Source organism: Stutzerimonas chloritidismutans, assembly GCF_038562055.1.
GTDB lineage: Bacteria > Pseudomonadota > Gammaproteobacteria > Pseudomonadales > Pseudomonadaceae > Stutzerimonas > Stutzerimonas chloritidismutans_A.
Map to the genome: position 1 here is coordinate 74,262 of NZ_JBCFXD010000005.1, position 26,097 is coordinate 100,358.

The 26,097-nt window shown below is 59.4% G+C and carries 18 protein-coding genes and 1 pseudogene; 5 read left to right on the forward strand and 14 right to left on the reverse strand.

What is annotated here, in order from left to right; genetic code table 11:
• Position 1: 1 nt before the first annotated feature.
• From AAGW23_RS09840 to AAGW23_RS09865, 6 genes and pseudogenes are all read right to left on the reverse strand, one after another.
• Positions 2 to 1,039: an iron ABC transporter permease gene (locus tag AAGW23_RS09840; RefSeq protein WP_342406300.1), complete on the reverse strand. Its 1,038-nt coding sequence runs from the start codon at positions 1,037 to 1,039 to the stop codon at positions 2 to 4.
• Positions 1,040 to 1,093: 54 nt separating this feature from the next.
• Positions 1,094 to 3,061, reverse strand: a complete 1,968-nt coding sequence (locus tag AAGW23_RS09845) for a TonB-dependent receptor domain-containing protein (protein ID WP_342406301.1) — start codon at positions 3,059 to 3,061, stop codon at positions 1,094 to 1,096.
• A gap of 56 nt (positions 3,062 to 3,117) precedes the next feature.
• Positions 3,118 to 4,332, reverse strand: a complete 1,215-nt coding sequence (locus AAGW23_RS09850) for an MFS transporter (RefSeq protein WP_342406302.1) — start codon at positions 4,330 to 4,332, stop codon at positions 3,118 to 3,120.
• Between the two features lie 279 nt (positions 4,333 to 4,611).
• A pseudogene (gene putA / locus AAGW23_RS09855) lies at positions 4,612 to 8,555 on the reverse strand (trifunctional transcriptional regulator/proline dehydrogenase/L-glutamate gamma-semialdehyde dehydrogenase).
• A 262-nt stretch (positions 8,556 to 8,817) separates the two neighbouring features.
• Positions 8,818 to 9,906, reverse strand: a complete 1,089-nt coding sequence (locus AAGW23_RS09860; protein WP_342406303.1) for an endonuclease/exonuclease/phosphatase family protein — start codon at positions 9,904 to 9,906, stop codon at positions 8,818 to 8,820.
• Between the two features lie 230 nt (positions 9,907 to 10,136).
• Positions 10,137 to 11,837 carry a glycoside hydrolase family 5 protein gene (locus AAGW23_RS09865; protein WP_342406304.1) on the reverse strand — a complete coding sequence of 567 codons (1,701 nt, stop codon included), beginning with the start codon at positions 11,835 to 11,837 and terminating at the stop codon, positions 10,137 to 10,139.
• Positions 11,838 to 12,469: 632 nt separating this feature from the next.
• On the opposite strand from AAGW23_RS09865, the gene AAGW23_RS09870 reads away from it, so the two are divergent.
• From AAGW23_RS09870 to AAGW23_RS09880, 3 genes are all read left to right on the forward strand, one after another.
• Positions 12,470 to 13,603: an alanine--glyoxylate aminotransferase family protein gene (locus AAGW23_RS09870; protein WP_342406306.1), complete on the forward strand. Its 1,134-nt coding sequence runs from the start codon at positions 12,470 to 12,472 to the stop codon at positions 13,601 to 13,603.
• A 202-nt stretch (positions 13,604 to 13,805) separates the two neighbouring features.
• Positions 13,806 to 14,081 (forward strand): hypothetical protein, encoded by a 276-nt coding sequence (locus AAGW23_RS09875; RefSeq protein WP_342406307.1) that lies wholly within the window; start codon positions 13,806 to 13,808, stop codon positions 14,079 to 14,081.
• Between the two features lie 264 nt (positions 14,082 to 14,345).
• Entirely contained in the window at positions 14,346 to 14,936 is a 591-nt protein-coding gene (locus AAGW23_RS09880) for a YqaA family protein (RefSeq protein ID WP_342406308.1), read from the forward strand.
• Between the two features lie 49 nt (positions 14,937 to 14,985).
• Here AAGW23_RS09880 and uvsE read toward each other — a convergent pair whose 3' ends face one another.
• Positions 14,986 to 16,014, reverse strand: a complete 1,029-nt coding sequence (uvsE, locus tag AAGW23_RS09885; RefSeq protein ID WP_342406309.1) for a UV DNA damage repair endonuclease UvsE — start codon at positions 16,012 to 16,014, stop codon at positions 14,986 to 14,988.
• A 330-nt stretch (positions 16,015 to 16,344) separates the two neighbouring features.
• On the opposite strand from uvsE, the gene AAGW23_RS09890 reads away from it, so the two are divergent.
• Entirely contained in the window at positions 16,345 to 18,321 is a 1,977-nt protein-coding gene (locus AAGW23_RS09890; RefSeq protein ID WP_342406310.1) for a DEAD/DEAH box helicase, read from the forward strand.
• Between the two features lie 82 nt (positions 18,322 to 18,403).
• Positions 18,404 to 19,024: a glutathione S-transferase gene (locus AAGW23_RS09895; RefSeq protein ID WP_342406312.1), complete on the forward strand. Its 621-nt coding sequence runs from the start codon at positions 18,404 to 18,406 to the stop codon at positions 19,022 to 19,024.
• A gap of 66 nt (positions 19,025 to 19,090) precedes the next feature.
• On the opposite strand, the gene AAGW23_RS09900 is transcribed toward AAGW23_RS09895, so the two are convergent.
• The 7 genes from AAGW23_RS09900 to AAGW23_RS09930 form a co-directional block, all read right to left on the reverse strand.
• Positions 19,091 to 19,861, reverse strand: a complete 771-nt coding sequence (locus tag AAGW23_RS09900) for an NAD-dependent deacylase (RefSeq protein WP_342406313.1) — start codon at positions 19,859 to 19,861, stop codon at positions 19,091 to 19,093.
• A gap of 269 nt (positions 19,862 to 20,130) precedes the next feature.
• Positions 20,131 to 21,702, reverse strand: coding sequence for a methyl-accepting chemotaxis protein (locus tag AAGW23_RS09905; RefSeq protein WP_425540823.1), 1,572 nt, complete (start codon positions 21,700 to 21,702; stop codon positions 20,131 to 20,133).
• A gap of 144 nt (positions 21,703 to 21,846) precedes the next feature.
• Positions 21,847 to 22,275, reverse strand: coding sequence for a nuclear transport factor 2 family protein (locus tag AAGW23_RS09910; protein ID WP_342406316.1), 429 nt, complete (start codon positions 22,273 to 22,275; stop codon positions 21,847 to 21,849).
• Positions 22,272 to 23,699, reverse strand: a complete 1,428-nt coding sequence (gene phrB / locus AAGW23_RS09915; RefSeq protein WP_342406317.1) for a deoxyribodipyrimidine photo-lyase — start codon at positions 23,697 to 23,699, stop codon at positions 22,272 to 22,274. Before phrB ends, AAGW23_RS09910 begins: the two co-directional genes overlap by 4 nt.
• Complete coding sequence (locus AAGW23_RS09920; RefSeq protein WP_342406319.1) at positions 23,696 to 24,637, reverse strand: MerR family transcriptional regulator; 942 nt, start codon at positions 24,635 to 24,637, stop codon at positions 23,696 to 23,698. The genes phrB and AAGW23_RS09920 overlap by 4 nt, the downstream gene beginning before the upstream one ends.
• A 2-nt stretch (positions 24,638 to 24,639) precedes the next feature.
• Positions 24,640 to 25,602, reverse strand: a complete 963-nt coding sequence (locus tag AAGW23_RS09925; protein WP_342406321.1) for a DUF523 and DUF1722 domain-containing protein — start codon at positions 25,600 to 25,602, stop codon at positions 24,640 to 24,642.
• Positions 25,603 to 25,740: 138 nt separating this feature from the next.
• Positions 25,741 to 25,956, reverse strand: a complete 216-nt coding sequence (locus AAGW23_RS09930; protein WP_342406322.1) for a TIGR02450 family Trp-rich protein — start codon at positions 25,954 to 25,956, stop codon at positions 25,741 to 25,743.
• Between the last annotated feature and the right edge of the window lie 141 nt (positions 25,957 to 26,097).

The following is a 26,097-nucleotide window of genomic DNA, read 5'->3' on the forward strand; positions in this document are numbered from 1 at the left end:
CTTACCTCACCGCCAGCAGGGAGCGGAAACCGCCGCGCAGGACGATAGTGATCAGCGCCGGCGCGCCGAGTGCGGCCAGCAAGGTCCCGACCGGTAGCTCGAAGGGTTGAAACAGCCAGCGGGCCAGGATGTCCGCCGCCAGCAGAAACAACATGCCGAACAGGGTGGAAAACAGCAGCTGTCGGAGCAGGGCAACCGGTTCGATCAGTCGGGCGCAGTACGCGGCGAGAAAGCCTACAAAGCCGACGGGCCCGGCAAGCGATATCGCGCATGCCGTCAGCAAGGTCGAGGCGACAAGGACACCCAGCCGTACCCAGGTGGTGTCGATGCCCAGGGCCCGGGCCTGGCTGTCACCCATTTGCATCAGGGTCAGTTGTCGGCACAGCAGCCCGGCAAGCGCCAGCCCCATTAACGCGACGGGCGCGACAGTCTGCACCGCATCTAGCCGGGTCGCTGAAAGGGAACCCAGATTCCAGAACCGAAACTGCTCCAGCGCCACGCGCGTCGACAGCAGCATGAAATTCGAAAGGCCGCCGAATATCGCAGCCAGCGCGACGCCAGCCAAAATGAGTTTCAGAGGGCTGGCCTGGCCCAGCATGAGGCCGATGCCGAGTACCACGAGATTGCCCAGCAGGGCACCGGCACCGGACCAGAGCAGGTAGCCCCGTGTCGATTCGACGCCGTAGAAAATGAGGCCGATGACCAGACCCAGTACGGCGCCGGCATTTACGCCGAGCAAGCCGGGTTCGGCCAACGGGTTACGTGTCGCGCTTTGCAACAGCGAGGCGGCAATGGCAAGACTTCCGCCTACGACAATCGCGGCTAACGTACGTGGCAAACGCAATGTTTCTACGACCATGGCGAGCTTTTCATCCGCGACGGCGAGTTGGTCTCCGAGCAGAAAGTGCAGCACGTCCACCGCGCCGTAGACTCCGGCGCCGGTGCTCATCGAGATCACCAGCAAACTCATCAAAAGCGCGCCACCCATAACGAGGACAGCTTGCTGGTAGCCGGGGAAAGTCGCGTCAGTTCGTGTCATTGGTTTTAAGCAGATTCCTGAACCCGGCAGCGAGCTGCCGGGGTGTAGCGGGGGTTAGATGTCGTAACTGAAGCCAACGAACACCGTGCGGCCCATGAGGATGTTGTCGACCGACTGGGCAACATCGTCGCGCTTCTCGTTGGTCAGGTTGTTCATGCCGGCTTTGAGGGAAAGCTCGCGGGTGGCCTGATACCTCGCACCGAGATTCAGCTGATGGAACGCACCGCTCTCAACGTTAGGCTGGGCCGCAGAGACGTAGAGGAGTTGGCTACCGGTGTACTGGTAATCCAGGTTCAGCCCGAGCGCGGGCATGGCCTGCCAGTCGAAGCCGATGTTGGCGACATGCTGCGGGCTGTTGCGCAGCTGTTCGTCAGTGTCACGGTCTTCCGCATCCGAATAGGTGTAGTTCGCCCGCAGCCCCATGGTGTCGCTCAGGTTGTAGCGGCCCTGCAATTCATAGCCCTGAACACGCGCCTGGCTGACGTTGCTATAGGTCATCACGGCAGGTCGGTAGCCGACACGCCAGGTGTCGGTGATGATCATGTCGTCGATATCGTTGTTGAACAGCATGATGCCGGCTTCAAAGCGCTCGTTCTGGTAGAGCGTACCGATCTCATAGCTGGTGGCCGTCTCGGGTTTGAGGTTCGGGTTGCCGACCAGCGTACACATGCCGCGGCAGGCCAAGACGCCATAGGTGTCATCAGACTGATAGATGCTTGGCGCCTTGAACGAGCGACCCACACCGCCTTTGATCACCCAGTTGTCGGTGAGGTTGTACACGCCATAGGCGCGTGGGCTGAATTCGCTGCCGAAACTGTCGTGGTCATCCAGGCGCCCACCCAGGGTCACATCCAGATCACCGATAGAAAACTCGTCTTGCAAGTAGACGGCCTTCTGATCAACCTCGGTTTCGCTGCCCAGGTTCTGGTTGTGCGTCAGCTCGGTACGGCGGAACTCACTGCCGAGGGTGAGCAGGTGGCTGCCGAGAAATGCGGTCACTTGGCCGTCGACGGTGTGGTTCTTCTGCTCGATGTCGCCTTTCATGCCTCGCAGGTTGGTCATGATCTGCGAGTCGTCCATCAGCTCGACGTTTTCGTAGTAATACCGCACTCGCGTATTGAAGCCGTCCCAGTTGCCGGTATGGCCGAGGCCAAAGCTCCAGCGTTCCATCTCCTGGATGTTTTGAACGACTGCACCGAAGTTGTTCCACTCGGCTTCGCGGTCATCCTTGCGGTGGGTGATATCCAGGTCAACCGTCTGACGTTCGTCCAGCAACCAGCTGAGGGAGCCGTATACGCTGGTGGCCTGGCGCTGTTCGGCTGCATCGGTATTGGGGTTGACCGTTTGTTCGCTGAGCCAGGCGGCTTGGTCGGTTGTTTCAAGAATGAGATTGCCGAGCAGCTTGTTGTCGATCAGCGAGCCGCTGACGTACCCGCTGGCTTTATGGCTGTCGCCAGATTCGCCCTCGGAGGGGTGTTCGTAGGTGTAGGCGATGCCGGCCTTGGTCTCTTCGGTGGGCTGACGCAGGATCACGTTGACCACGCCGCCCAGCGCATCAGCACCGTACAACGATGACATCGGGCCGCGAATCACTTCGATGCGCTCGATTGCCGCCATCGGGATCGACGACAAATCGAAGTCGTTGGCATAGTTCGATGAAAGCGCATCACGCGAGTTAATGCGGCGACCGTTTACCAGCAGCAGGGTGTAGTCCGAGTCCATGCCGCGTAGCTTGATTTCCTGCCGACCATAGGTGGACGACGGGTTGAGATGCACACCGGGCAGGTACTTCACGGCATCGGCCAGGTTGTACACCGGGCGCTGCTCAAGCTCTTCGCGGGTCACCACCGATACGCTGGCCGGTGCACTGAGCTCGCTATGCGACGTCTGCGTAGCGGTGATGACCTGCCGCTCGAGGGCAACAGGCTCGGCCGCGAGGGCGGCCAGTGGCATAAGGCTGGCCAGAAGGGTCAGGGATAGGTGACGGGGAAGGCTGATACCCCGGTTTAGTGCGATAGACATAGCATGCTCCGTTGCTGCTCGAGGGTCGAAAGGACTGATCACGTATCCGCGACGGGTTAGCCCGCCTGTTGTTTGGTTGAGGTGAGGCACATGTCGCGCTGTCTGATGCCGTAGAGCAGGTAGAGCACGCCGAGACCCGCCACGACGCCCGCGACTGAATAGAAGGCGGCTAGCTGTTCGAAGCCGATCACCTGGTGTTGAGGCCCTTCGCTCAGGTAGCGCGCCGAAAACATACTGCCGAGTCCGGCGGCGACGTTTGAAACTGTTCCTTGAAACGCCATGAAGGCTGCGCGCTGATGAGCTGGTGGTACCCCCGCGGCAATGGTCATGGTGCTGTTGGTACGCACGGCACTCAGTGCCATGAACAGCGTGAAAATGACGTAGAGAGAGAGACCCACCGGTGCGGCGAACCCAAGCAAGGTCACCAGTGAGAGGCAGCCGCTGCTGACAAGCACGACTGATACCGCGCTGCCTCGATCGATCCAGGCGCCGCCGAACCGCATGGCTGCAAGGCTGACCACGCCGCCGAACAGATAGAGCAGGCCAAGGTGCGCGCGGGGAAAATCCAGGTTGAATTCAAAGTAGGTGGCGAAGTGGGGCACCAACAGGAAGTGCCCAAACATCTGTAATGAGGTGATGCCGAGGGCGACCAGGCAGAGCCGCGAAGTCAGCAGCGACTTGATCGAGGCTTTCGGGCGCTCAACGGTTACGGGTTTGGGAAGCAACCACTGACACAGTAATGCCAGCAGTAGTCCGGTGCCGCCCAATAGGAAGAAAGGCGCGGTCCAGTTCCAGCGAATCGAGCATTCCAATGCCGAGGGAGTGATCAGGATCGCAGCCAGCGAAAAGCCCATCCCGACATAGGCGAGTTGACGGCCGCGCGCTGCAGGCGGGATCAAGTCGAGCATCGCGGCCATCAGGATTGCGCCCATCGGTCCCGCCACCAGGCCGGACAGTACGAAGAGCGCAATCAATTGGTTGGGCCCAGTCGCCCAGGCACAGCTGAGCAGCAGGAGAAACCGCAAAACGAGGAGGGTGACCAGTGCGTGCTTACGGTCGAAACGGTCCAACCAAGGCGCACTGATGAATCCGCTTAAGGCAGCAGCCAAGGTCGCGCCACCGCTGATGTAGCCGATATGGCTGGCTTCCATGCCCAGTTCGCGCACGAGATCAGGCCCCAGCGGCATGACCATCATCAGGCTGCCAATGGACAGCATGTTGATCAGCATCGCTAGGTGAACGGCGATCCTCGTCTGGACGGCAACTTTCATAGGATGGCGGCACGCTCGGTTTGACAGGCGGGCTGCATCCTAAGGCAAGCTGAACGCTATATCAAATACAAATCGTTCGCATTAGCATGATGAGATTGTGTTAATGGTCATTCTGGGCGTCAACACCAAGCTCCCAAATGCGCCGCCAGACGCGGCTCGCAGGTGTATGCCGCAGACGTTGCGGCCTATTCTGGCGCACAGACAGCGACCGGGGCTTGCAGATCAGCAAACTGAGACCGATCCCCAGATACGGCCCATGTCGCCGTTGAACCGGCTCGGTCAGCCGATGGTCATCAGGCTCGCATTGCCGCCAGCTGCAGCGGTATTGATGCTCAATGCCCGCTCGATCAACAGTCGCTCAAGCGGAATGTCGGTGTCGCCGCTCATCATTCGCTGCACGCCAATGATTGGGCCGTTGCGCTGCGATAGCTGCTGGCTGATCTCAAGCAACTGGTCGGAGTCGCCGTGGTACAGCACCGCATCAAAACGGGTTGTATCGAGTGTCCAGTCCGGCGCCAGGGTGATCCTGGCCTGAACTGCTTTCGGGAGCGTGCCGTGCAGCGCTTGCACCGACGGTCTATCGGCCATCATTGCCTCGCTGCCAACGGCCAATACCGCAGCCAACTGGATCAACAGGTCGTCTGTGTTATCCGCCAGACACAGAACGTGTTCGCGCGGTAGCAGGCTGTAGCTGTTGCGTTCACCGGTGGGACCGTTAAGCACGCGCGTGGTGCCGCTCTGAGATTGACTGGCGTAACGGTCACACAATGCTGCAATCGATTCGCGGCCGTTTTGAAGGGCCCAGACCCGAAACTGCCTTGCAGCATCGGCTTGGGCGGGGGAGCGGCGTACCTCAGGCAGCGTTTGGGCTCCGCCAAAGTTGAGCGCGCGCATCAGTGCATCGCTCGGCCGCTCTGACAGAAGGCGATACAGATACAGCGGGCCGCCAGCCTTGGGCCCGGTACCGGAAAGTCCTTCGCCACCGAACGGCTGCACCCCGACGACGGCGCCGACGATGTTGCGGTTGACGTAGAGATTGCCCACCTTGGCACGGTCGATGACCTTGGCGATGGTTTCGTCGATGCGGGTATGCACCCCTAGCGTCAGTCCATAGCCCGCTGCGTTGATCTGATCCAGCAGTGAGTCAAGCTCTGTGCGCCGGTAGCGCAACACATGCAATACCGGGCCGAAGACTTCCTGCTGCAGCTCATCAAGCCGTTCGAGTTCGATCAGCGTCGGCACCACGTAGGTGCCATGTGCACACTCCTCCTCGTCGACACGGGCCAGCTGATGCACGCGGCGGCCCGTGTCGCGCATGGCCTGCAGGTGACGCTCGATGTTATCGCGCGCTTCGCCGTCGATTACCGGGCCGACATCTACTGACAAGCGCTGCGGGTTCCCCATGCGCGCTTCGGCCATGGCGCCCTTGAGCATACCGATGACTCTCTCGGCGACATCCTCCTGTATGCAAAACACCCGCAGGGCTGAGCAGCGTTGACCGGCACTGTCGAAAGCCGAAGCCATCACGTCCATGACGACTTGTTCAGCCAATGCTGACGAATCAACGATCATCGCATTCTGGCCACCGGTTTCGGCGATCAAGGGAATGCTTCGACCGCGCTCATCCAGACGACCGGAGAGGCTGCGCTGCAGGATCGAAGCGACCGCAGTCGACCCCGTGAACATCACGCCGCGAACGCGCGCGTCGGCGATCAGCTGGGCACCGACGGTTTCGCCGCGCCCTGGCAGTAGTTGCAGCGCGCTTTTGGGTACGCCGGCTTCATGCAAAATTTGCACGCCCAGCATGGCGATCAAGGGTGTCTGTTCCGCAGGCTTGGCCAGTACCGTATTGCCGGCGCCCAGCGCGGCGCAGACCTGGCCGGTAAAGATGGCCAATGGGAAGTTCCAAGGGCTGATGCAGACTACCGGGCCGAGCGGGAGATGAGTGTCGTTGTGGAAGTTGTCACGCACCTCGGCGCCGTAGAAGCGCAGGAAGTCGACGGCTTCACGCACCTCCGCGATAGCATTGGCGTATGACTTACCTGCCTCACGGATGAGTACACCCAGCAGCTGCTGCATACGCTGTTCCATCAGTTCTGCAGCTTTTTCTAATGCCGCGGCGCGCTCTGTCGGCGGCGTGCTCCGCCAGGCGCTGGCACTGTCGAGCGCACAGCGCAGGGCATTATCGACGTCCGCTTCGCTCGCTTCCTGCACGTGACCGACGATGTCTCGGTGGTCGGCCGGATTGAGCAAAGGGGTAGCAGAGGTCGCCGAAACGGCGTCACAGCCGAGCAATGGGCTGGCGGTGAGGTGTACGCGAGCACCGGCAAGCAAGGCGGACGAAAGCGAGGCCAGCCTTGCTCGTTGGACAGGTCGATACCGCAGGCGTTGAGGCGGCCTTCGCCATAGAGATGGTGGGGCAACGGAATTCGTGGATGCGGCAGGCCGAGGGTGCCTTCCGATGCGAACAACTGCTCGACCGTCGTTACTGGATCGGCCACCAGTTCGTCCAACGAGATGCTCTTGTCCGCAATGCGGTTGACGAAGGAGGTGTTGGCGCCGTTTTCCAACAGGCGGCGCACCAGATAAGCCAGCAGGGTTTCATGGCTGCCAACCGGTGCGTAGATCCGGCAGGGGCGGTTAAGGCGCTCTTCGCCCTTGCCGACGACCTGCTCGTACAGCGGTTCGCCCATACCGTGCAGGCACTGAAATTCATATTGACCGGGATAGTAGTTCTGGCCGGCGAGGTGATAAACCGCAGCCAGGGTGTGCGCATTGTGCGTGGCAAACTGCGGATAGATCGCCTCCGGCGCGGCGAGCAGTTTGCGCGCGCAGGCAATGAACGACACATCGGTGTAAGCCTTGCGCGTATAAACCGGGTAGCCCTCCAGACCGTTAAGTTGCGCCAGCTTGATCTCACTGTCCCAGTAGGCGCCCTTGACCAGGCGGATCATCAAACGATGTTGGCTGCGCTTGGCCAGGTCGATCAGGAAATCCACCACGTAGGGGCAACGCTTCTGGTAAGCCTGGATCACAAAGCCGATGCCGTTCCAGCCGGCCAGTGAAGGTTCGAAACAGAGCCGTTCAAGCAGCGCCAACGACAGCTCGAGACGGTCCGCTTCTTCTGCATCGATGTTGATGCCAATGTCATAGCGCCGTGCCAGTTGAGTCAGCGACACCAGGACCGGATAGAGTTCATCCATCACCCACTCGTACTGCGCACGGCTGTAGCGCGGGTGCAGCGCCGACAGTTTGATCGAGATGCCTGGGCCCTCGTAGATTCCTCGGCCGCGCGAAGCCATGCCGATAGCGTGGATCGCCTGTTCGTATGAGGTCAGATAGCGGCGTGCGTCTGCAGCGGTCAGCGCCGCTTCGCCAAGCATGTCATAGGAGTAACAGAAGCCTTTCGCCTCCATGGTTTGGGCATTGGCCAGCGCCTCGTTGATGGTTTCGCCGGTAACGAACTGCTCGCCCATCAGTCGCATCGCCATGTCCACGCCCTTGCGGATGAGCGGTTCACCACCTTTGCCGATCAGGCGATTCAGTGATGAAGAAAGACTGGTTTCGTTGTGTGTGGCCACCAGCCGGCCGGTGAGCATCAAGCCCCACGTGGCGGCGTTGACGAACACCGACTGGCTGTTGCCCAGGTGCGGTTGCCAATTGCCGGTGCTGATCTTGTCGCGGATCAACGCATCGCGTGTGCCTTTGTCCGGCACCCTTAGCAGCGCTTCGGCCAGGCACATCAGGGCTACGCCTTCCTGGGATGACAATGAGAATTCCTGAAGCAGCCCCTGGACCAGGCCCTGACGCCCGCCGGCACTTTTCTGATTACGCAGTTTCTGGGCGATGCGCAGCGCAAGGCGATGGGTTGCTTCAGCTTTTTCCGGTGACAATCGCGCCGGCTCCAGCAGCATCGGCAATGCCTCCGGTTCGGGGCGGCGATAGGCAGCGGTAATGGCAGCGCGGAGCACCGACTGCGGCAGGATGCGTTCGGCAAATTCGAGAAAAGGCTGGGTGTCGGGGGAGACATCAGCCGCAGGCTCCTGGCTGGGCGGTATCAGCTCGGCGTCTGGTTGTGCGCTGTCACTTTCGAGTTGGTCAAGGTAGCGCAGCAGCGCCTGCTCGATCACCCACTGCGGCGGTCGTTCGAGTCGGCCAGCCGCTTCGTCGAGTCGAGTGCGCATTGCCTCATCGAGCGCGATATCGAGCGTGCTGGTGACCATGTGGCTGTCCTCCGGAGTGAGGTTAGGCTGGATGCCTTGGCGGCTGCATGGCGATTTGCAGTCAGTGATGTCGGCCGCTAGCCGCGTCCGAACGTGGTCGGCTGACCCGTCTCTCCTCCTCAGCGTAGCCCATGGTGAGCGTTGGTCCCTTGCCCGGCCAGTGCTGAACCCGAAACCGCATGGCGGGGTAAATTCGGCACTGACTTGACCGCAGGCGACTCTGCTTCCAGAGGGCTAGCCACACCCGCGCAACGGGATCTATTTAACGCTTTTCGGGCTCAGGCACATCTGTCACGCTGACGCCTTCCTCGCTGATCTTATTCTCCGCCTCAGCCTCATCGCTCTTGTCGCCTTGAAGGCTCTGTTGTTCAGGCGCCGGGTCGTATTGCAGTTCGACCAGTACGGGGAAATGGTCGGAGCCAAACTCCGGCAGGCGTTGGATGCGTACCAGCTGGAAATGGTGGCTATGAAACAGGTGGTCCAGCGGCCAGCGTAGAAACCAGTGCTGGGCGTGAAAGCTGTTGACCATGCCGCGCCCGACTCGGGGGTCCAGCAGGCCGCTGATCTTGCGAAACAGGCGTGTGTTGGGTGACCAGGCTACGTCGTTGAGGTCGCCGGTGACGATGACCGGAATGTCTTCCAGATCGTCCCGGACGCTCTTGGCCACTACCAGCAGTTCGACGTCGCGCTCGGTTGATTCGTCGTTTTCCGTAGGGCTAGGCGGGGCGGGATGCAGGAAATGCATGCGAATCGCCAGCTGATCGTTCAGGCGGACCTTGGCGTGCATCGACGGCACATCGTCTTCGACCAAGAAACGGGTTTCCGCATTTTCCAGCGGCAACCGGGACCAGACATGCATGCCGTATAGGTTTTCCAGCGGGCATCGGCAGGAGTAAGGGTAGTCATTGCTCAGTTCGTCAAGCTGATCCTCCCACCATTGGTCTGTTTCGAGCGTTACCAGGATATCGGGTCGGTATTCACGGACAAGCGCCTTGAGCTTGTCCGTCTGGCGGTTCGGCGTCAGGACATTGGCCGCCATGACGCGTATGCGAGGCTTGTCGCGGCTTGGGACGGCGGTTTTGACTTCGGAGCGCCACAAGCGGGTGTATGGAATGATCCACCACGCCTGATAAGCGAGGCAGAAAATTGCCAGGGCGCTGATCAGAACCTGTAGCGGTTCGGAATAGGTCAGCAACAATGCCTGGGCCAGTAGCAATGCCGAGGCGAGTACGCACAGCTGCAGGCGAGGAAAATCCAGCCCGCGTACCCACCAGACGGGGTTCTTCCATAGCGGTAGAAGCGTCAGCAAGACCAGCAGGCCAGTCGCTGCCAACAAGATCTCTTCCGTCATGATCGACTCTCTATGCTGTTTGGCGCGACGTGATATCGGCTCTTCGGGTACCTGAAGCAGGCATTAAGGATTCGTCCTGTTGATGCCTTCATTGGTTCCGCTTGTTTTGCAACGGAGTGGATGGGAGAGGGCGGAAGGTTCCTGGTGGCTCGCTAGGCTGTGATAACCCAAAAAAAAAGCCTGACACGCAAAACGTGTCAGGCGTTCGTTTGAACGGAAAGCTATAGCGGTTACATCGGCTCGCCAACGGCCGCACAGCTGTTCGCGGTCGCGGCATGCTTTCGCAACACGGCCAACTGGGGCTGCTCCGCCCCTCCGGCGACGTCCAGGGCAAGAATGTAATTGCCCCACCATGGACCGCCGGCCCAGTAGGTCATCGGCACGCAGTTCTCGCGCAGATAGCCGAGCAGGTTATCCATTGCAACGATGGCATCGGGGGCGTAGTTGGGCACGCCCATCTCGCCGATGAAACCGCGCAGGTTGTTGGTCCGTAGCCAGTCCACGAAGGGCTTGACGCGGTTGATGCCGAGCTCCGGTGCAAAGGTTTCAGTCTTGTCGGCGTACATGCCTGAGGTGTCACGGTCCAGGTACATGTGGGCTTCGAAGATCAACTTGTTTTCTGGGTCGCGCATCCAGGGATCCGCGATCAGTTGAGTGTTGGATTGCGGCCAGTGCCAGGCGCTGGAGAACCGATCTCCGGCAACGTAGATCCAGTTCGTCCGGTCAACCTTGCGGATCTCCTTGGCGGCGGCCAGCGCAGCTTGCGGCCAGAGCCCTTTGGTGTTCGGCTCGTTCATCAGGCCGTATCCGCTGAGTGCCGGATGTTTGCCGACTTTCAGTGCGATACGTTTCCAGGTGTTGGCGAACGATTGAATAGGTACGGTCTCGGATCCGATCGGTTGGCGGTAGTAGCGATAGTAGTTATGCATGTCCAGCACAACCTTGACGCCGTGCTTGTGGGCAAAGTCGAGTGACTGGGTAAGCAATGCCAGTTGCGCAGCGTCGAGGTCAGTGTCCAGCTGCGGTTGGATGCGCTCCCAGAGAAATGGCAATCGGACCAGTTTCAAGCCTTGTTCGGCGTACTTCTTGTAATAGGACTCGGCGGGATAGATGTAATTGGTACCGTGCTTACCCGGCAAAACAGAAGGACCGAAGGCCGCCCCGGACAGGGCAACACCGACCAGTTGAACAGGCTCGATTGCCGGTAGCGTGACCTCGATTATCGGCGATGCGGGTCCGGCGGGCAGGAGAGCAGGAGCCGCAACAAGGCTCAGCTTGTTTGGGTATCCAATACGATTGCCGTCAAGCGCAGGCCCATCCATAAACACGGACAGTGCGCCGCTGGCGGGTTTTACTGAGGTGATGGTGCGCACTTGGCCGTCTGCCATGCGCACCGATGCACCAATTGTGAAGGCTGCCTTGTTCTGCGCAGTCGCAGCGACCGAGACACCTGCTGAGGCCCGCCAGGAGCCGTTCAACCAATAGCTGTTGGTGAACTTGTTGATCAACGCCTTAGGTGTCGCAGGGGAAACTGGCGCAGGGCTTGGCGCGGTTGGCAGCGGCAGAGTGCTGGCCACGGTGCTTACGCGAAGCCTGTTGGGATAACCGACCAGATTGCCGTCGAGCACCGGGCCGTTCATGAACACGGTAAGCGCCCCGCTCGCGGGTTTAAGCGCGGTGACGGTTCGAATCTGCCCATCTGCCATTTTTACCGCGGTGCCGACTTTGAACGCGGCCATGTTCTGTGCCGTCGCAGCGACAGAGATACCCGCCGAGGCCCGCCAAGAGCCATTAAGCCAGTAGCTGTTGGTGAATTTATTGATCAGCGCTGAGTAGGAGACAGTCGAGACACCCGTAGCTGGGGTGGTAGCGGCGTAAAGACCGTCAACAGGGACCAAAGCTAATAGTGCGGACAGGGCAACTGCGGACATGGGCCCTTTACAAGCCCTAGAAACAAATGAGGTAAACATCGGCTCACCGTGATCATAAACATCGAAACGTAGGTTTCGATGAAGCGACAGGGGGAGGTTGATCAATAAGCGGCGCTGCAAAGGCAGGCGGGATACCACAAACAGAACGAACCAGTGGATAAACGAAATGGGCTTCCGAGGCCGCCCGTTCCGCTTAGACAGTTATAATTTATTTTCTAAATCGCTAAAACAATAAGCGCCTTTAATAAGTCGCCAAAAAACAGTCAACTTATAAGATTGATATCAATTTGATATTGAAATGTTGGGCTCGCCATATTTCGAGGAGGGCTGGAAGCCGCTGGCTGTAACGGTGGCAGCAATAGTGGCGTCATTTTTTTGAATTCACCGTTAACGCCGTCTCGCTTCGGATGTTGGGAATAATCCGATAAGCGGTATCGATATTTTTTGAACTATTTGAGAATTGGTTTGGCTCGTGGCGGATCGAAACATGGCAAAGCCACCCGAGAGGCGAGGCTTGCCCTCACGCAATTCGCGGCTTTGTGCCTACCTTGTGGAAGGATTTTGGTTGTGCTTGTAAAGCGCTGATGCTTCGGGCAGGGTCGAAGCCAGACCTCTATCTATGGAGAGAACTCATGTCGGAGCTATACCCCCGCGTCGACCCCGATGGACTGATCGAATATTCGGTCGTCTACACGGACCGATCGCTGAACCACATGTCCAAGTCGTTCCAGGGCGTCATGAACGACATTTCCACCACACTGAAATCTGTCTACAACGCCCATTCGGTTGTTGTGGTGCCCGGCAGCGGCACGTTCGGAATGGAAGCCGTCGCGCGCCAGCTCGCGCATGACCGCAACTGCCTGGTTATCCGAAACGGCTGGTTCAGCTATCGATGGACGCAGATATTCGACATGGGCAGCATTCCGGCGCAGTCCACGGTGCTGAAGGCTCGACCGCTGGCTCAGGCGGCGCAAGCTGCTTTCATTCCCCCACCGATAGAAGAAGTCGTCGCCAGCATCGCCGCCCATAAGCCGGATCTCGTGTTCGCTCCGCACGTGGAAACATCCTCCGGGATCATTCTCCCTGACGACTACCTGCGCGCAGTCAGCGATGCGGTACACGCGGTGGGGGGGCTGTTCGTTCTTGACTGCATCGCCTCAGGTGCGCTCTGGGTCGATATGAGGGCAAGCGGTGTGGATGTGCTGATCAGCGCGCCACAAAAAGGCTGGAGCGCGTCACCCTGCTGCGCGCTGGTGATGCTCAGCGAGGCCGCCCAGGCACGCGTCGAGGCGACACAGAGCAGCAGTTTCGCTTGCGACCTCAAGAAGTGGCTGCAGATCATGCAGGCCTACGAGCAGGGCGGTCATGCCTATCACGCGACCATGCCAAGCGACGGATTGGCGCGATTTCGCGACGTCATGTTGGAGACACGGGATTACGGCTTCGAAACCGTTCGCGCGCAGCAACTGGAGCTAGGTCAGCGAGTTCGGACGTTGCTGGCTCAACAGGGATTCAAGAGTGTGGCTGCCGAAGGATTCGAAGCGCCCGGCGTAGTGGTCTGCTACACCGACGATGCAGGCATCAAGAACGGCAGCAAGTTTGCGGCGCAGGGACTGCAAATCGCCGCAGGTGTGCCCTTACAGTGCGACGAGCCAGCGGATTTCCAGACCTTCCGCATGGGGCTGTTTGGTCTTGAGAAACTGAAAAACATCGATCGGACCCTGAACATCTTGCAACGCGTACTCGATGAAATCGTTTCCATCTAGGTCACGGCAGTTAGAGCGGTCCGGCAAGATAAAGACCGCTCGTCGAGCAATCAAAAGGTGTTAAGAACGATCCGCAGCCCATTTGTTTAGCCATACTGCGTGCCGCAGCCCTCGTGAATACTGTCGTTGGGAGGAGGTTAAGCGGCTGGAACCTGCGAGATAGACACATTCTTGAAACAAAATTGTGTTTGCACGAGCCGTTATGCTGGCTACGCTGAAATTGTACAAAGCTTATTACAACAAGAAAGAGGGGCTAACTATGACCAACAACCAGAATGCTCAGGTCGTTGCACTCGAATTATGGCGCTTTTGCGCACACTGCATTGCTGCCATCGTTGTTGTAGGAGCGGTACTGATTGGGTTCCTTGGATCATGGGAGCTGGGCCTCAAGGTCGGCGTGCTGCCGTTACTGGCGCTCGTTGCTGCAGACATTTTGGCCAGACGTCGGGAGCATGACATTCAACTAAGGAATTCCTGACCACCTGCCATCCTGCGCTGACCCGTGCGGTTCGCGCAGGATAAACATCCCTTCTGGTTACCTGCTGTCTTTCCTCCTGCGCCGCTTTGCCACTGTTTCCAGTTCTTCGCCCCCAGCCAAGACGCCGTCTTATCGTCCAACTCACGTCATCAATGATAACGATCACCCTGATGGCGCAAGGGAACGTGCGATCGCTTCAGCGACTCCCATCAATACCCATAACAGAGCGCCTTTGCCCTGCTTTCCGCTTCTGAGTCTGTCTGCATGCCTCAATCTGGCTTGATCTCCGCACGCGCCTGGCTTGATCGCCTCGACAAGTCACGTCACGCGATGACGCTGCTTTTCCTAGCCTCCATGATGGAAACGTTGCTGATCCCGATCCCGATCGAGGTCATCCTCATCCCTTGGATGCTTTGCCACGCGGACCGTAAATGGCGTATCGCAACGGTGGCGCTGGCAGGGAATCTGACCGCAGCCACACTGGGTTACTACCTCGGTATGTTCGCGATGGATCAATGGGGCGATACGCTGGTCGGGTTCTTTGGCGGTGAGGCCGCTTACGAGGAGTTCGACGAGCAGTTCCGGGAAGACGGCTTCATGGCAATCCTGGCTATCGGGATTATCCCAATACCGTTTCAGATCGCCATGCTCGTCGCGGGCGCCAGCGCCTATCCCATCGCTCTCTTTCTCGCCGCTGCCTGTATCGCCCGAGGGGCTCGTTATTTCGGCCTTGCGCTGTTGATAGCGGTGGCGGGCAAGGCAGCTCTGGATATCTGGAATCGACATGCCAAGCCCATAGGCATTGCTGGGCTTGTGCTGTTTGGGGTGTGGGCATGGTTCAAGTGGGTCACCTGATGCGCTGCGTCTTTCTGAGTTGAAAAACAATCTGGCGCCGCGGTGGTGTCTACTGAAGAGTGTCCTTTTCAAGATAATCGCGGTAGTAGTCCTGCGTGGCGAGGTTCTTGTCCTTGGCCTCAAACATCATGTCGAACCGGTCGAGGAATTCACGGGCATAAAGGTTGGTCCAGCGATTCCACATGCGTTTGCTGTGGCTGTATAGGTCACGTTTGCTGACCTTTTCCAGCAGCGCCGGCATTTCCAGTTTCTCATCGACGCTGAAGCCTAGCTCCATCAGGCTCTCCGGGGGCTGCGAGTAATGCATGGTTGGCCGCACACCGTGCCAGCTGTCGATGATGCGCGCCACTCGTTCGTCCTGCGGGTCGATATACCGGTCTTCATTGATCCAGCAGTGGTGGATGTCCAGTACCACTGGTGCGAGGTCGGCGAGCTGGAGGCAGTCGTCGACGCCGTAGGTCTTTTCCTCGTTCTCGAAGGTGATGCAGTTACGCGCCTCGGTGGAGAGTCGCGGCCAGATCCTGCGGATGCCTTCGACGCCCAGGCGACCCGCGATATGCACGTTGCATTTGAAGTCCTGAAACTGCTGACCGAAGCCCATCATGCGGATCATGTCGGCGTGATATTCGAACTCGGCCAAGCTGTTCTCGACGACCTGAGGCTTGTCCGAGCCAAGCACGCAATACTGACCCGGATGCAGCGACAGCCTGATACCGGCTGCTCGAGCGCGCTCGCCAATCAGAGCAAAGCCTTTTTCCGCCGCCGCTTGCACCTCGGCCTGACGGTAGAAGTCGGCTGCTTCAGGATGACTGTAGAACGGCAGCAAGTCGCTGCTCAGGCGCAACATGCGCAGTGGTGGTGGCAACGTCTCGACGTATTCGAGCAAGCGCAACTGTGCGATCAGGTTGTGTTCGATGATGCCGTTCAGCTTCTCGCGCGCCGCCTCCTGCGACACGCTGTTGAGCCAGCGCAGCGTGGTCGTTCGCGGATTGAAGGCGCGTTCGATGGTTTCCAGCTCCTTCAGCGACTCGCTGTGGCCGGGGTGACGGTACATGCAGGCGAAACCGATTTTGTACATAACGACCTATGCCGGGCAGCTGGTGTAGCCGCTATAAATGACTGTGTTGTTTAGTACCCGAACGGTGCAGCAGGTGCCTTGCCTCTGATGAACAGTCGACCGCCGCAGCCCGAACGTGACCTGTAAGCCCAGTGGGCGCAGCAGCAATGGTCGCATCCGGTTTTTGATCCGTACACCGGCGCGTCGAATCATCACCCGCCTCAAGGACGGTGAGGCAGGAGTGCATAGATGATTGCTCGTCGACGCGACCATTGCTCGCTCGGCCATCAGTCAGCAATGAAAAACCCGTAACATATCAACCACCTGTTAAAGCCTTGGTTGTTTATTTCAATGTTCTCTGCCGTCAAGCGCTACAAGCTCCTGGTGTCGGGTGCCTTGGCGCGTTGTTTTCCTCGTACCTCCGCTTATCTGCAGTCGGAAGAGGATCTGTTATTGCGGCGCTGGCCGAATGCCGTGTCCCAAAAGGCGCTGCCGCGTACAAGCAAAAAGTCAGCTGCAGCGAAAATCGGCCGTACGACCAAGTCCCCTGCGGGGCCCGCGACTCCAGCCAAACCCCGCGCAAAAGCTCGCCAATCGGCCATTGAAGGCATCTACGGGCCGGCAAAGTTGACGGTCGATGAGCAGCAGATTCAGGCGATGCGTCTTCGTGTCGGTCGCGCGGTAGAGGCTGGCGTAATCTGCGCGCCGTCGGATGAGCAATGGGCAATGATCCTCGAAGACAGTCCGGTGACCCGCATCTTCGCGGGCGCCGGCTCGGGCAAGTCCACCACGCTGGTGTTGCGTGTGGTGTTCATGCTCTGCCATATGGGCATCGCGCCAGAGCGCCTAACCGTCATTTCCTTCACTAATGCATCCTGCACCCAGCTGCGCGAGCAACTGATCCGGGTGCTGGGTTTCTGGAATTTTGATTTCGATCCCGCCAGTGCGCAGCAGTGCGTGAGGACTTTCCATTCAGCCATGGCAGCAATGGCCAGGGACACGCTGGGCAAGCCGGTTTGGTTCGAACAACTGGATGAAAAGGGTGCCTCGCCTCTTGAACTGGATAACCCCCTGACCGCTTCACGTATGCGTCCGCCGCAACAGCGACTGCTCAAACAGGCTTATCAGAGCTGCTATGCCGCAGAGCATCGTTTTCGCACGCTGGTGCACGAACTACTGCGCTTGCCATCGCCAGACGATAAAAAGCGCTCTCCAAAGGCGCCTCTGGACGTATTCAAGCTGACCGGTGAGTTCACCCCAGTGCCGCTGTTCGAGGCGTTCTACGTGCAAGCTGGGTTTATCGAAAGCATCGGCATTCGCATCGACCAGATGCAACCCGCCCGACTGCAGGGTTCGTCGGTGGAACGTGCCTTCAGCGAGGCCTTGGTGCTGTTCTGGCGGCATTTCCAGGCGCTGCTCGCGTCTCAGGGATTGACCACCTTCAACGGTGCGTTTCAAGCCTTGACCCAGCGTCTTGCGGCGGCCGACCGCAGTGTGTCGTCAGCAGCCTTGACGCCGTTCAGCCACTTGCTGATCGATGAATTTCAGGACATCTCACCGCAGATCGTTCAGTGGCTGCAGGCGCTGCACCGTGCACTGTCGAGCCAGGGCGAGGCCGTAAGCCTGATGGCCATTGGCGACGACTGGCAGTCGATCTACGGCTGGCGCGGCAGTTCGCCGGAGCTGTTCATGGATTTCGACAAATACTTCCCTGGCCGCGGCGCATCGAAGAAGAGCAGGGTGCTGATGCTGGAAACCAACTACCGCTCAATCGAACCAGTCATCCGCGATGGCGAGGCTGTGTTGGGCGGGGTGACGTTCAAGCAGACCAAGGTCAGCCAGGCGGCCAAGGCGACGCAACAGGGTGATCATGGCGTAAAACTGGTGACCCGCTTCGATGTGAAGAACCAACTGCCAGAGCTGATCCGCGAGATCCAGGCCCAATGCGAACATGTAGCCGCTCGCCCGAATGCTGACCGCAACGCGGTGCTGGTACTCAGCCGGCGCAATGAGCCATTGCGGGCCATCGAGGCGCAACTGGACCGCAAGCTGCCGGTCAAGACCTACACCATTCATCGCGCCAAGGGCCTGCAGGCCGAGGTCGCGATCATCGTCGATGATTGTTTGCCGGCCGAGCGCCATCCTTTGCGAAACGCGCTGTATGCCTACTCAGGTTTTTTCCGTAACAGCTATGACCAGGCGATGGCCGACGAGAGCCTGCGCCTGGCTTACGTGGCGATCACCCGTGGCGTTAGCCGGGTGCTCTGGTATACCCAGAAAGTCCAGGGCGCAACGCGGCTGCTGGCCGACCATCGCAAAGTGCAGTGAGTAAGGCCGACTGGCGGCCGATAGCCGTCAGCCGCTAGGGTGAGGGCGCTTAAATCCGATATCGACGCGCGGGAGACATCGAATGCTGAAACTTTGGGGCCGGACTAATTCGACCAACGTGAAAAAAGCACTCTGGTGCCTGGAAGAGCTGAATATCGAATACACCCGTGTCGATGCCGGCGGAGTCTTCGGGGTGGTTGGTGAGGCGGACTACATTGCGAAGAATCCCAACCAGCTGGTGCCTTGCCTGGAGGATGGCGAATTGGTGATGTGGGAATCCAACGCCATCGTTCGTTATCTGGCGGCGCAGTACGGTGAGGGCATCTTGTGGCAGGTCGATCCGGCTCAACGCGCCGAGGCTGACATGTGGATGGACTGGGTCACCTCTTCCCTGGCTGCGCCGTTTCGCACGGTGTTCTGGAACATGGTGCGCACCGCGCAGGAGCAGCGCGACATGCCTGCGGTGCACGCCGCAACAGCGGAGTGCGGCAAGTTGCTGGCGATCGCCGACCGGACACTGTCGGACCAACCCTACCTGTCAGGCGCGTCGTTCGGCATGGGCGACATTCCGCTGGGGTGTTTCGCCTATGCCTGGTTCGAGATGCCCATCGAACGACCTGACCTGCCGCATCTGCAGGGCTGGTATGAGCGGCTGAAGCAGCGTCAGGCGTATCAGACGGCTGTTATTACGCCTTTGACATGACGCGGCACGCTCTGGCTCGTTGAAGACGCATCGGCGCTGACACCTGTCTGGGGATTCAATCGTCGGTTAACCCGGGCTCTCCTTAGCGAAAGCCTGCTTGATCAGAAGTGGCAACTGTTCGCCAGCCGGCCCCGCCAGCGCAAATTCCCGCTCGCTGTGATCGGTTTGGGGTTGCGGATTGACGTGGACGACCACAGCACCGGCGTGCCAGGCCAAGCCCGGAACCTCGGCGGCGGGGTAGACCATTCCAGACGTGCCAACGGAGATCAGCAGGTCACAGGATTTAGCGGCAGCGAAAGCGGTGTTCAACGCCTCAGTTGGCAGGCTCTCGCCGAACCACACCACGCCTGGGCGCAGCTGACCACCGCATGCCATGCAGCACGGCGGTTCCAGACGGCGGCCAGCTTCGGGCTCGTCCGGCATGGTTGGCGATGTGTCTGGGCGTTCACCGCAGCTGAAGCAGCGGGGCTGATGAAGGCTGCCGTGCAAATGGATGACGTCTGAGCTGCCGGCGCGCTCATGCAAATCGTCGACGTTCTGGGTAACGAGCGTGAGACGGGGGACGTGTCGAGCCAATTCGGCGATCGTCCGGTGAGCGGGGTTCGGCTGGGCATGCATCACCTTCATGCGCCGCCACTCGTACCAGCCCCAGACCAAAGCCGGGTCAGCTCGGAAGGCTTCTGGCGTTGCCAGCGATGTCGCGTCGAAGCGTTCCCAAAGGCCGGTGAGCGAGTCGCGAAATGTCGGTATACCGCTTTCCGCTGATACGCCCGCGCCTGAGAAAACCACGACGTGTCTGGCGCGGCGAAGCGCATCGATCAGTGGGGCCGGGATCATAGACTGACTCCTTTGCATCAGCGGCTAAGCGTGCCTCGATCAATACCACTGAGGGCATTGATATGCCACCAGCGGCGATGCTCTCTCGGGTCTTGCTCGGCCACTTCGACTGGTCAGGCTCCATCCCTGGAAACGTGTTGGAAACCCGTTACATGCAACTGATTGAGGACCTACGACAGGGCAAATGTCTGGCTGATGTTTCAGTGAATGCGCAAAGCACGCGATGGCCTCAGGGAGCCAGTGTTCAACTGGAGCCCTGACGAATTCGGTCAACGAGTGGAGAAGCGACCGCTGAGTGTGCCCAGACGAGAGGCCAGTGCACTCAACCCGGCACTGTCCTGCTCCAGCTGGTTGGCATCCACCGCATTTTGTTCGGCAATCTGCTGAACACTCTGCAGGTGGCTGGCAATATCCACAGAAACCGCGGTTTGCTCGTGGGTGGCGGCGGCTATCAGTTCGTTCATATGGCTGATAGCTTCGATTTCCTGCGCCATGGACTCCAACAGCGTCGTAGTTTGCTGACTGTCGCCGACGCAACGGGCCACGCTCAGACGGCTGTCCTGCATCGATTCGGCTGCTTTGCGGCTGCTGTGCTGCAGGCGCGTGATGATCTCTTGGATCTCGCGGGTAGAGGTCGCCGTTTTCTGCGCGAGGTTACGCACCTCATCGGCAACCACCGCAAAACCTCGCCCCTGTTCACCGGCCCGAGCGGCTTCGATGGCGGCGTTCAAGGCCAGGAGGTTGGTCTGCTCAGCAATGCTGCGGATCACTTCCAGCACGCGCCCAATCTGTTCGGACTGTGCGGCCAGGTCTTGCATGGCTTCGTCGGTGCCGTCGATGCGCTGTGCCAGCAGGGTGATCTCCTCACGGCTGGTCAGGACCGATCGGCGCCCCTGTCCCGCCTTCGTGTTTGCAGCCTGCGCCGCCTGTGAGGCCCGATCAGCATGGCCAGCAACTTCCTCGATGGCGGTTGACATCTGCTGCATCGCATCGACCATCTGTGCGGTTTCACCCAGTTGCAGGTCGGCACCGTTACGCATCTGCCGGGTGGCGGTGTTCAGGCTGCCAGCCGTTCCATCGAGGCCGCGCGCATCCGCAACCACCGCACTCACCAGTTCGGACAGTTGATCGAGCAAGTGATTGAACCGCTCGCCCACAGGACCACTGGCAGCTGAGCGCTGATTTAGGTCGATCCGTTCTGGATTGCGGGTGATCTCTGCCGCAGCGCGGAGCAGTGCTTCGCCTTCGCGCGCTTCGGCATTGGCGCGTACCGCTAAGTAAATGAGGATGGCACTCTCGAGCACCACATAGAACGCATGTAGGAATACCTCGCCCCAATCGCCTTGGGGCATCAAAAACACCCCAGCACCTTGTTGCTGCAGTGCAAAGAAGGCCAGGTGATGCACTGCGATGGTCGCCGCAGCCACGACAATCGGCAGCCAGTCCCGGTAGTACACCAGAAACGCGAGCAGGGCGAAGATGCCGAAATGCATTTCCAGCATGCCGTGTTCCTGGTTGATGTGCAGCGCTGACATCACCATGAACGCTGCGCCGATGAGGCAACGCATCAACCGCTCGCCTGCAATCAAAGCGTTGAGCACCGTCATCGCGAGGGCGGTACCGCCACCAATGAAGATGGCCTGTGCCCAGCTGCCACTCATCGCAGCCAGACCGAGCGCGTATACGACGAGAAACCACAGCACGCCGAGCATGATGCGGTCGGCCTTGCGGTAATGGTCTTGCATGGTGATGGTCGTGTTGCTCATAGGCTGTCTCTCGTAGAGCGCTCGGGCGCGCATCGCTGTATCGGCTGGGTTTGAACTGGCTATCAGACCGTTCATCGCCTCAGCGGCAATGTGTGACTTGAATCAGGTGGGGTGCTTCAGGGAGGGATGATCAACCAAAGGTCATGCGGCACGCCCGCGACGTTGAACGGTGCGGGATACGCTGGCCCTATGGGACGAGCCAGAGGCATCGCTCCGGGTTCACGCGATCCTCCGATGCAGCCAGCGAATCATCGGGCCAACGACGGGAACGTGTTGATAAAGCAGGGCGCCGGCGTCGAAGTAATCGCGATGACGCACCACTTTGCCTGCAGCGTTCCAGCGCAGCATGGTGCAGCCTTCCAGGCTAATGAGCTGGCCTTGATTGAGGCGAGGATGACGAAAACTCATGATCCAGCGTAGATAGCCTTCGCCTTCGCGCACCTCGTCGAAGGCGAAGAATGCGAAGTCGAGGACAATGAGATTGGCGTAAAGCTCCGCGAAATAGCCGTGCAGTTCGGCCAGCCCGCAGATTTCATGCAGCGGATCTGTGAAGTGGACGTTTTCTGCATAGAGCTCACCCAAACGGTCGAGGTTCCGGGCATTGAGCTGTGCGAATTTGGCCGAGAATTGCTGCAGAAAGCTGCTCACAGCGCCTCTCCCAGTTGCCTGAAAGCCGTAAGCGCGCGGTCACGGCTCATCGCCAGGTCGATGATCGGGGGCGGGTAGTCGACGGCAGTAAACAGCCCGTTCAATTTCGCGGGGTTGTGAATTGCGCGCTTGTCCAGGCCGGCCAGCTCTGGGAGCCAACGCCGCAGGAAACGACCATCTGGGTCGAACTTGGCGGACTGACTGAGCGGATTGAACAGTCGGAAATAGGGCACCGAGTCGGTTCCCGTCGAGGCGCTCCACTGCCATCCGCCATTGTTGGCTGCGAGGTCGCCATCGATCAGGTTCTGCATGAACCATCGCTCTCCTTCACGCCAGTCGATGAGCAGGTTCTTGCTTAGAAACATGGCGACGATCATGCGCAGGCGGTTATGCATCCAGCCGGTCGCCAGCAACTGGCGCATCGCCGCATCGATGATCGGAAAACCAGTTCGGCCTTGCTGCCAGGCGGCCAGCTCCTCAGGTGCGTGCCGCCAGGGCAGCGCGTCGGTTTCGCGGCGGAAGCCTCGGCTCATCGAGACGTGTGGGTAGCCCACCAGGATATGTTTGTAGAACTCGCGCCAGAGCAGCTCATTGATCCAGGTGACGGCACCGGGATTACCGCTGTCGTGTTCACCGTGATTTGTCCTCAATGCGGCATGCAGACATTGCCGAGGGGAAACGACGCCTGCTGCCAGATAGGCAGAGATCTGGCTGGTGCCAGGCTCGGCGGGAACGTCACGACGCTGTTCATACTCGGCCATGTCGTCTTCGGCGAACTGCGCAAGGCGCTGTTGGGCAAAATCTTCGCCCGCCGGCCACAGCGAGCGCAGATAGTCGCTGGGCTGGCCGAAGCCATCGACTGCTTGAGGCACCGAGTCTCTGGCAATCGGCAGCGAGGCCTGACGATCCGGGACGGGCAAACAGCCAGGAAGGGATTGTGTCAGCCGCGCATAACATACCTTTCTAAATTGGCTGAAGACTTTGAAGTAACCACCCGACAGCGTCGTGATGCTCCCTGGTGCAAACAGAAGCTGATCGAGGTGCCGACGCATGACCGTGGGCGTTTTTCGAAGTGCTTCGTCGACGGCCTCGTCACGTCGTTGCTCGTTCACTCCGTATTCGTCATTGACGTGCAGGGTGCCGATCTCATGGGTGCGACAAAGATCAGCAATCACAGCTGGGGCCGCCTGCCAGTCATGAACGGTGCGGATCAGCAAAGGAACGTTCAGTTCTGAGAGGCGTACCGACAGCTCAGCCAAGTTGCGTAGCCAGAAATCGACCTTGCACGGCGCATCGTTATGGGCGAGCCATTGGCCGGGTGTGATCAGATAGAGCGCCACCGTGGGGCCTGCGCTCATCGCCGCTGCCAGGGCGCTGTTGTCACTGACGCGCAAGTCGGTGCGTAGCCAGAGAAGCTGGTTCATTCCAGATACCCTTTGGGGTTTTCAAGCAGCGGCCCAGCCTGCAGGGCTTCGAGCGCGGCGAGCGGGTCAATGGCGAGGGTCAGACCGGGTATGTCACGCAGTTCAGCAAAGTGAATGCTGGCTGCCGGGCCTGCCAACAGCAGCGGCATGTCTTGCGGGTCGGCCAGGCGCGGCAGATGCCGTTTGAGGTAGCCGCTGTCGAGGGACTGACTGGCATACAACAGCAGCCCCCGCGGCTTGATTCGCTCCAGGGCCAGTGGCAGTTCCGCCAGTGGCAAAGGCCACTCGATCACCTCGGCAGCGCAACCTGCACTGGACACCAGCCAGGCGCTGAGCCACAGCCCCGGATCGAAGCGCTGATCGCACAGGGTCGTCAGCAGCAGCGGTGCGCCACCATGCTGACGATTGCTGTGATAGATGCGAGTGCCGAGCTTGGTTCGCAGCCACGAACAGAACAATCCTCGCTCGATTTCCGCGCCGAAAGAGCTGGCCCAGCGCTGTTCGAGGCTCAGTAGCAGGGGCAGCAGCAGGTGCTTGCACAAGGTCAATGGCGGATACAGCGAAATCGCACGGTTGAAACTGTCGTCGAGCTGTCGTTCGGAGAGTTCGGTGACGGCTAGGAACATCTGGTCCTGCAGACCGCCCCATGGGCTGTGCTCGTTGAGATTGAAACTCTGACGAGCGTCCAGTAGCTGCTTGACCTGGCCGACTGCTACGCCCCGATTGAGCCATTTGAGAATGCTCTGGATTCGCTTGACGTGGCTATCCTCATAGAGCCGGTGGCCCTTGGGTGTGCGACGCGGCACGATCAGTCCGTAGCGTCGTTCCCAGGCCCGCAGCGTGACCGGATTGACTCCGGTAAGGCGCGCGACCTCCCTGATCGGGAACCAGCCGTCTTCACCGCTCAGATCGATGTTGTCATCAACAATCAGGGTCATGTTCAGATGCCGTTGCGCAGGCTGAGGTCTTCGGGATGCGGCTGCATATAAACTTGGCTGGCCACGTAGAGATCCGGATGACGGCGGAAATGATGCTTTAGCAGCGTCATCGGGACGACGAGCGGCACGATGCCCTCGCGGTATTGGCTGATGAGGCGCTGCAGTTCCTGCTTGTCGTCGCCACACAGGTCGTTCTTCAAGTACCCGCTCAGGTGCTGCAGCACATTGCTGTGAGTGCCACGAGACGCAGTAGTTTTGAGCGCGGCCATCAGCTGGCTGAAGTAGATCGGTGCAAACTCATCCAGCGGCTTTATGCCGACCGTCGCGACCATACGACCGAGGGCTTTGTACTGCACAGGGTTGGTCGCCATCAGCTGATACTTGTGTCGCGAGTGAAACTCGACCAGCGCCTTGCGGGTGAGTCCGGCTTCGAGCAATCGCTGCCATTCGGCGTAGGCAAAGATTCTTGTGAGGAAATTTTCTCGCAGCACGGGGTCGTTCAGCCGACCGTCTTCTTCGATGGGTAGGTCTGGTCGCGCTTCCATCAGCGCATGAGCGAACAGGCCGGAGCCGCCGCCGTCGATAGGATGCCCATTGGCTTGGTAGACCTTGACCCGCTCCATCCCGCAGGAGGGGGATTTCTGCATCAGGATATAACCGCTGATATCGCTCAGTTCACGGGCGATCTGCTTGCCGTACGCGGTCAAGGCTTCACTCACGTCCAGCTCCGGGTGCACGGTGCCCACTGCGCGAGGACTGTCCGGATCACCGACCAAGCGGATGGGCTCACGTGGCGTGCCGAGGCCTATGGCGACCTCCGGGCAGACCGCCACGAATTCGAAATGCTTGGCCAGCGTTTCGCTGCATAGACGCGATTCTTTATGGCCACCATTAAACCGCACCGGACTGCCCAGTAGGCAGGCGCTGATACCGACTTTGATAGGGGGACGAGAGCTATTAGGCATGTGATCGACCTCGCTGCACTTGTACAGGTAAGGTTTTCTGTACAGTATGAGGCCATCATAAGTGATTACTTGTACACGTCAATACTTGTTGTACAGGATTTCCCGATGGAGCTGCCGCCGCCGGCTAGCCACTTATTTTCAACGCCACCCGAACAGCCATTGCTGATCGTCGCGCAGGACCTTCCAGTCGATCCACTGACTCCGCTGAGTGAGGACAGCCTGAAGCTCAACTTGCAGCAGAACTTCGTTTTCATCCCGTAACAGCTCCGTGATGAGGAAGTGCTTTTCCTTGTTTTGGGGCTTAGTGGACGTCCACTTGGAAAGCAGCAGCTTGTCTGGATTGAATCGATTCATAACGACCGGACACCGGAAAAAAGGACTGAAATAGCATTGGCAGCCTGTTTAGCAGTTGTACATAGACTACGCTTGCAGTACCAAGTTATACAGTAATTGATTTCTGTACAGGTGCTACATCAGAATGTAGCAGCCCGCTGA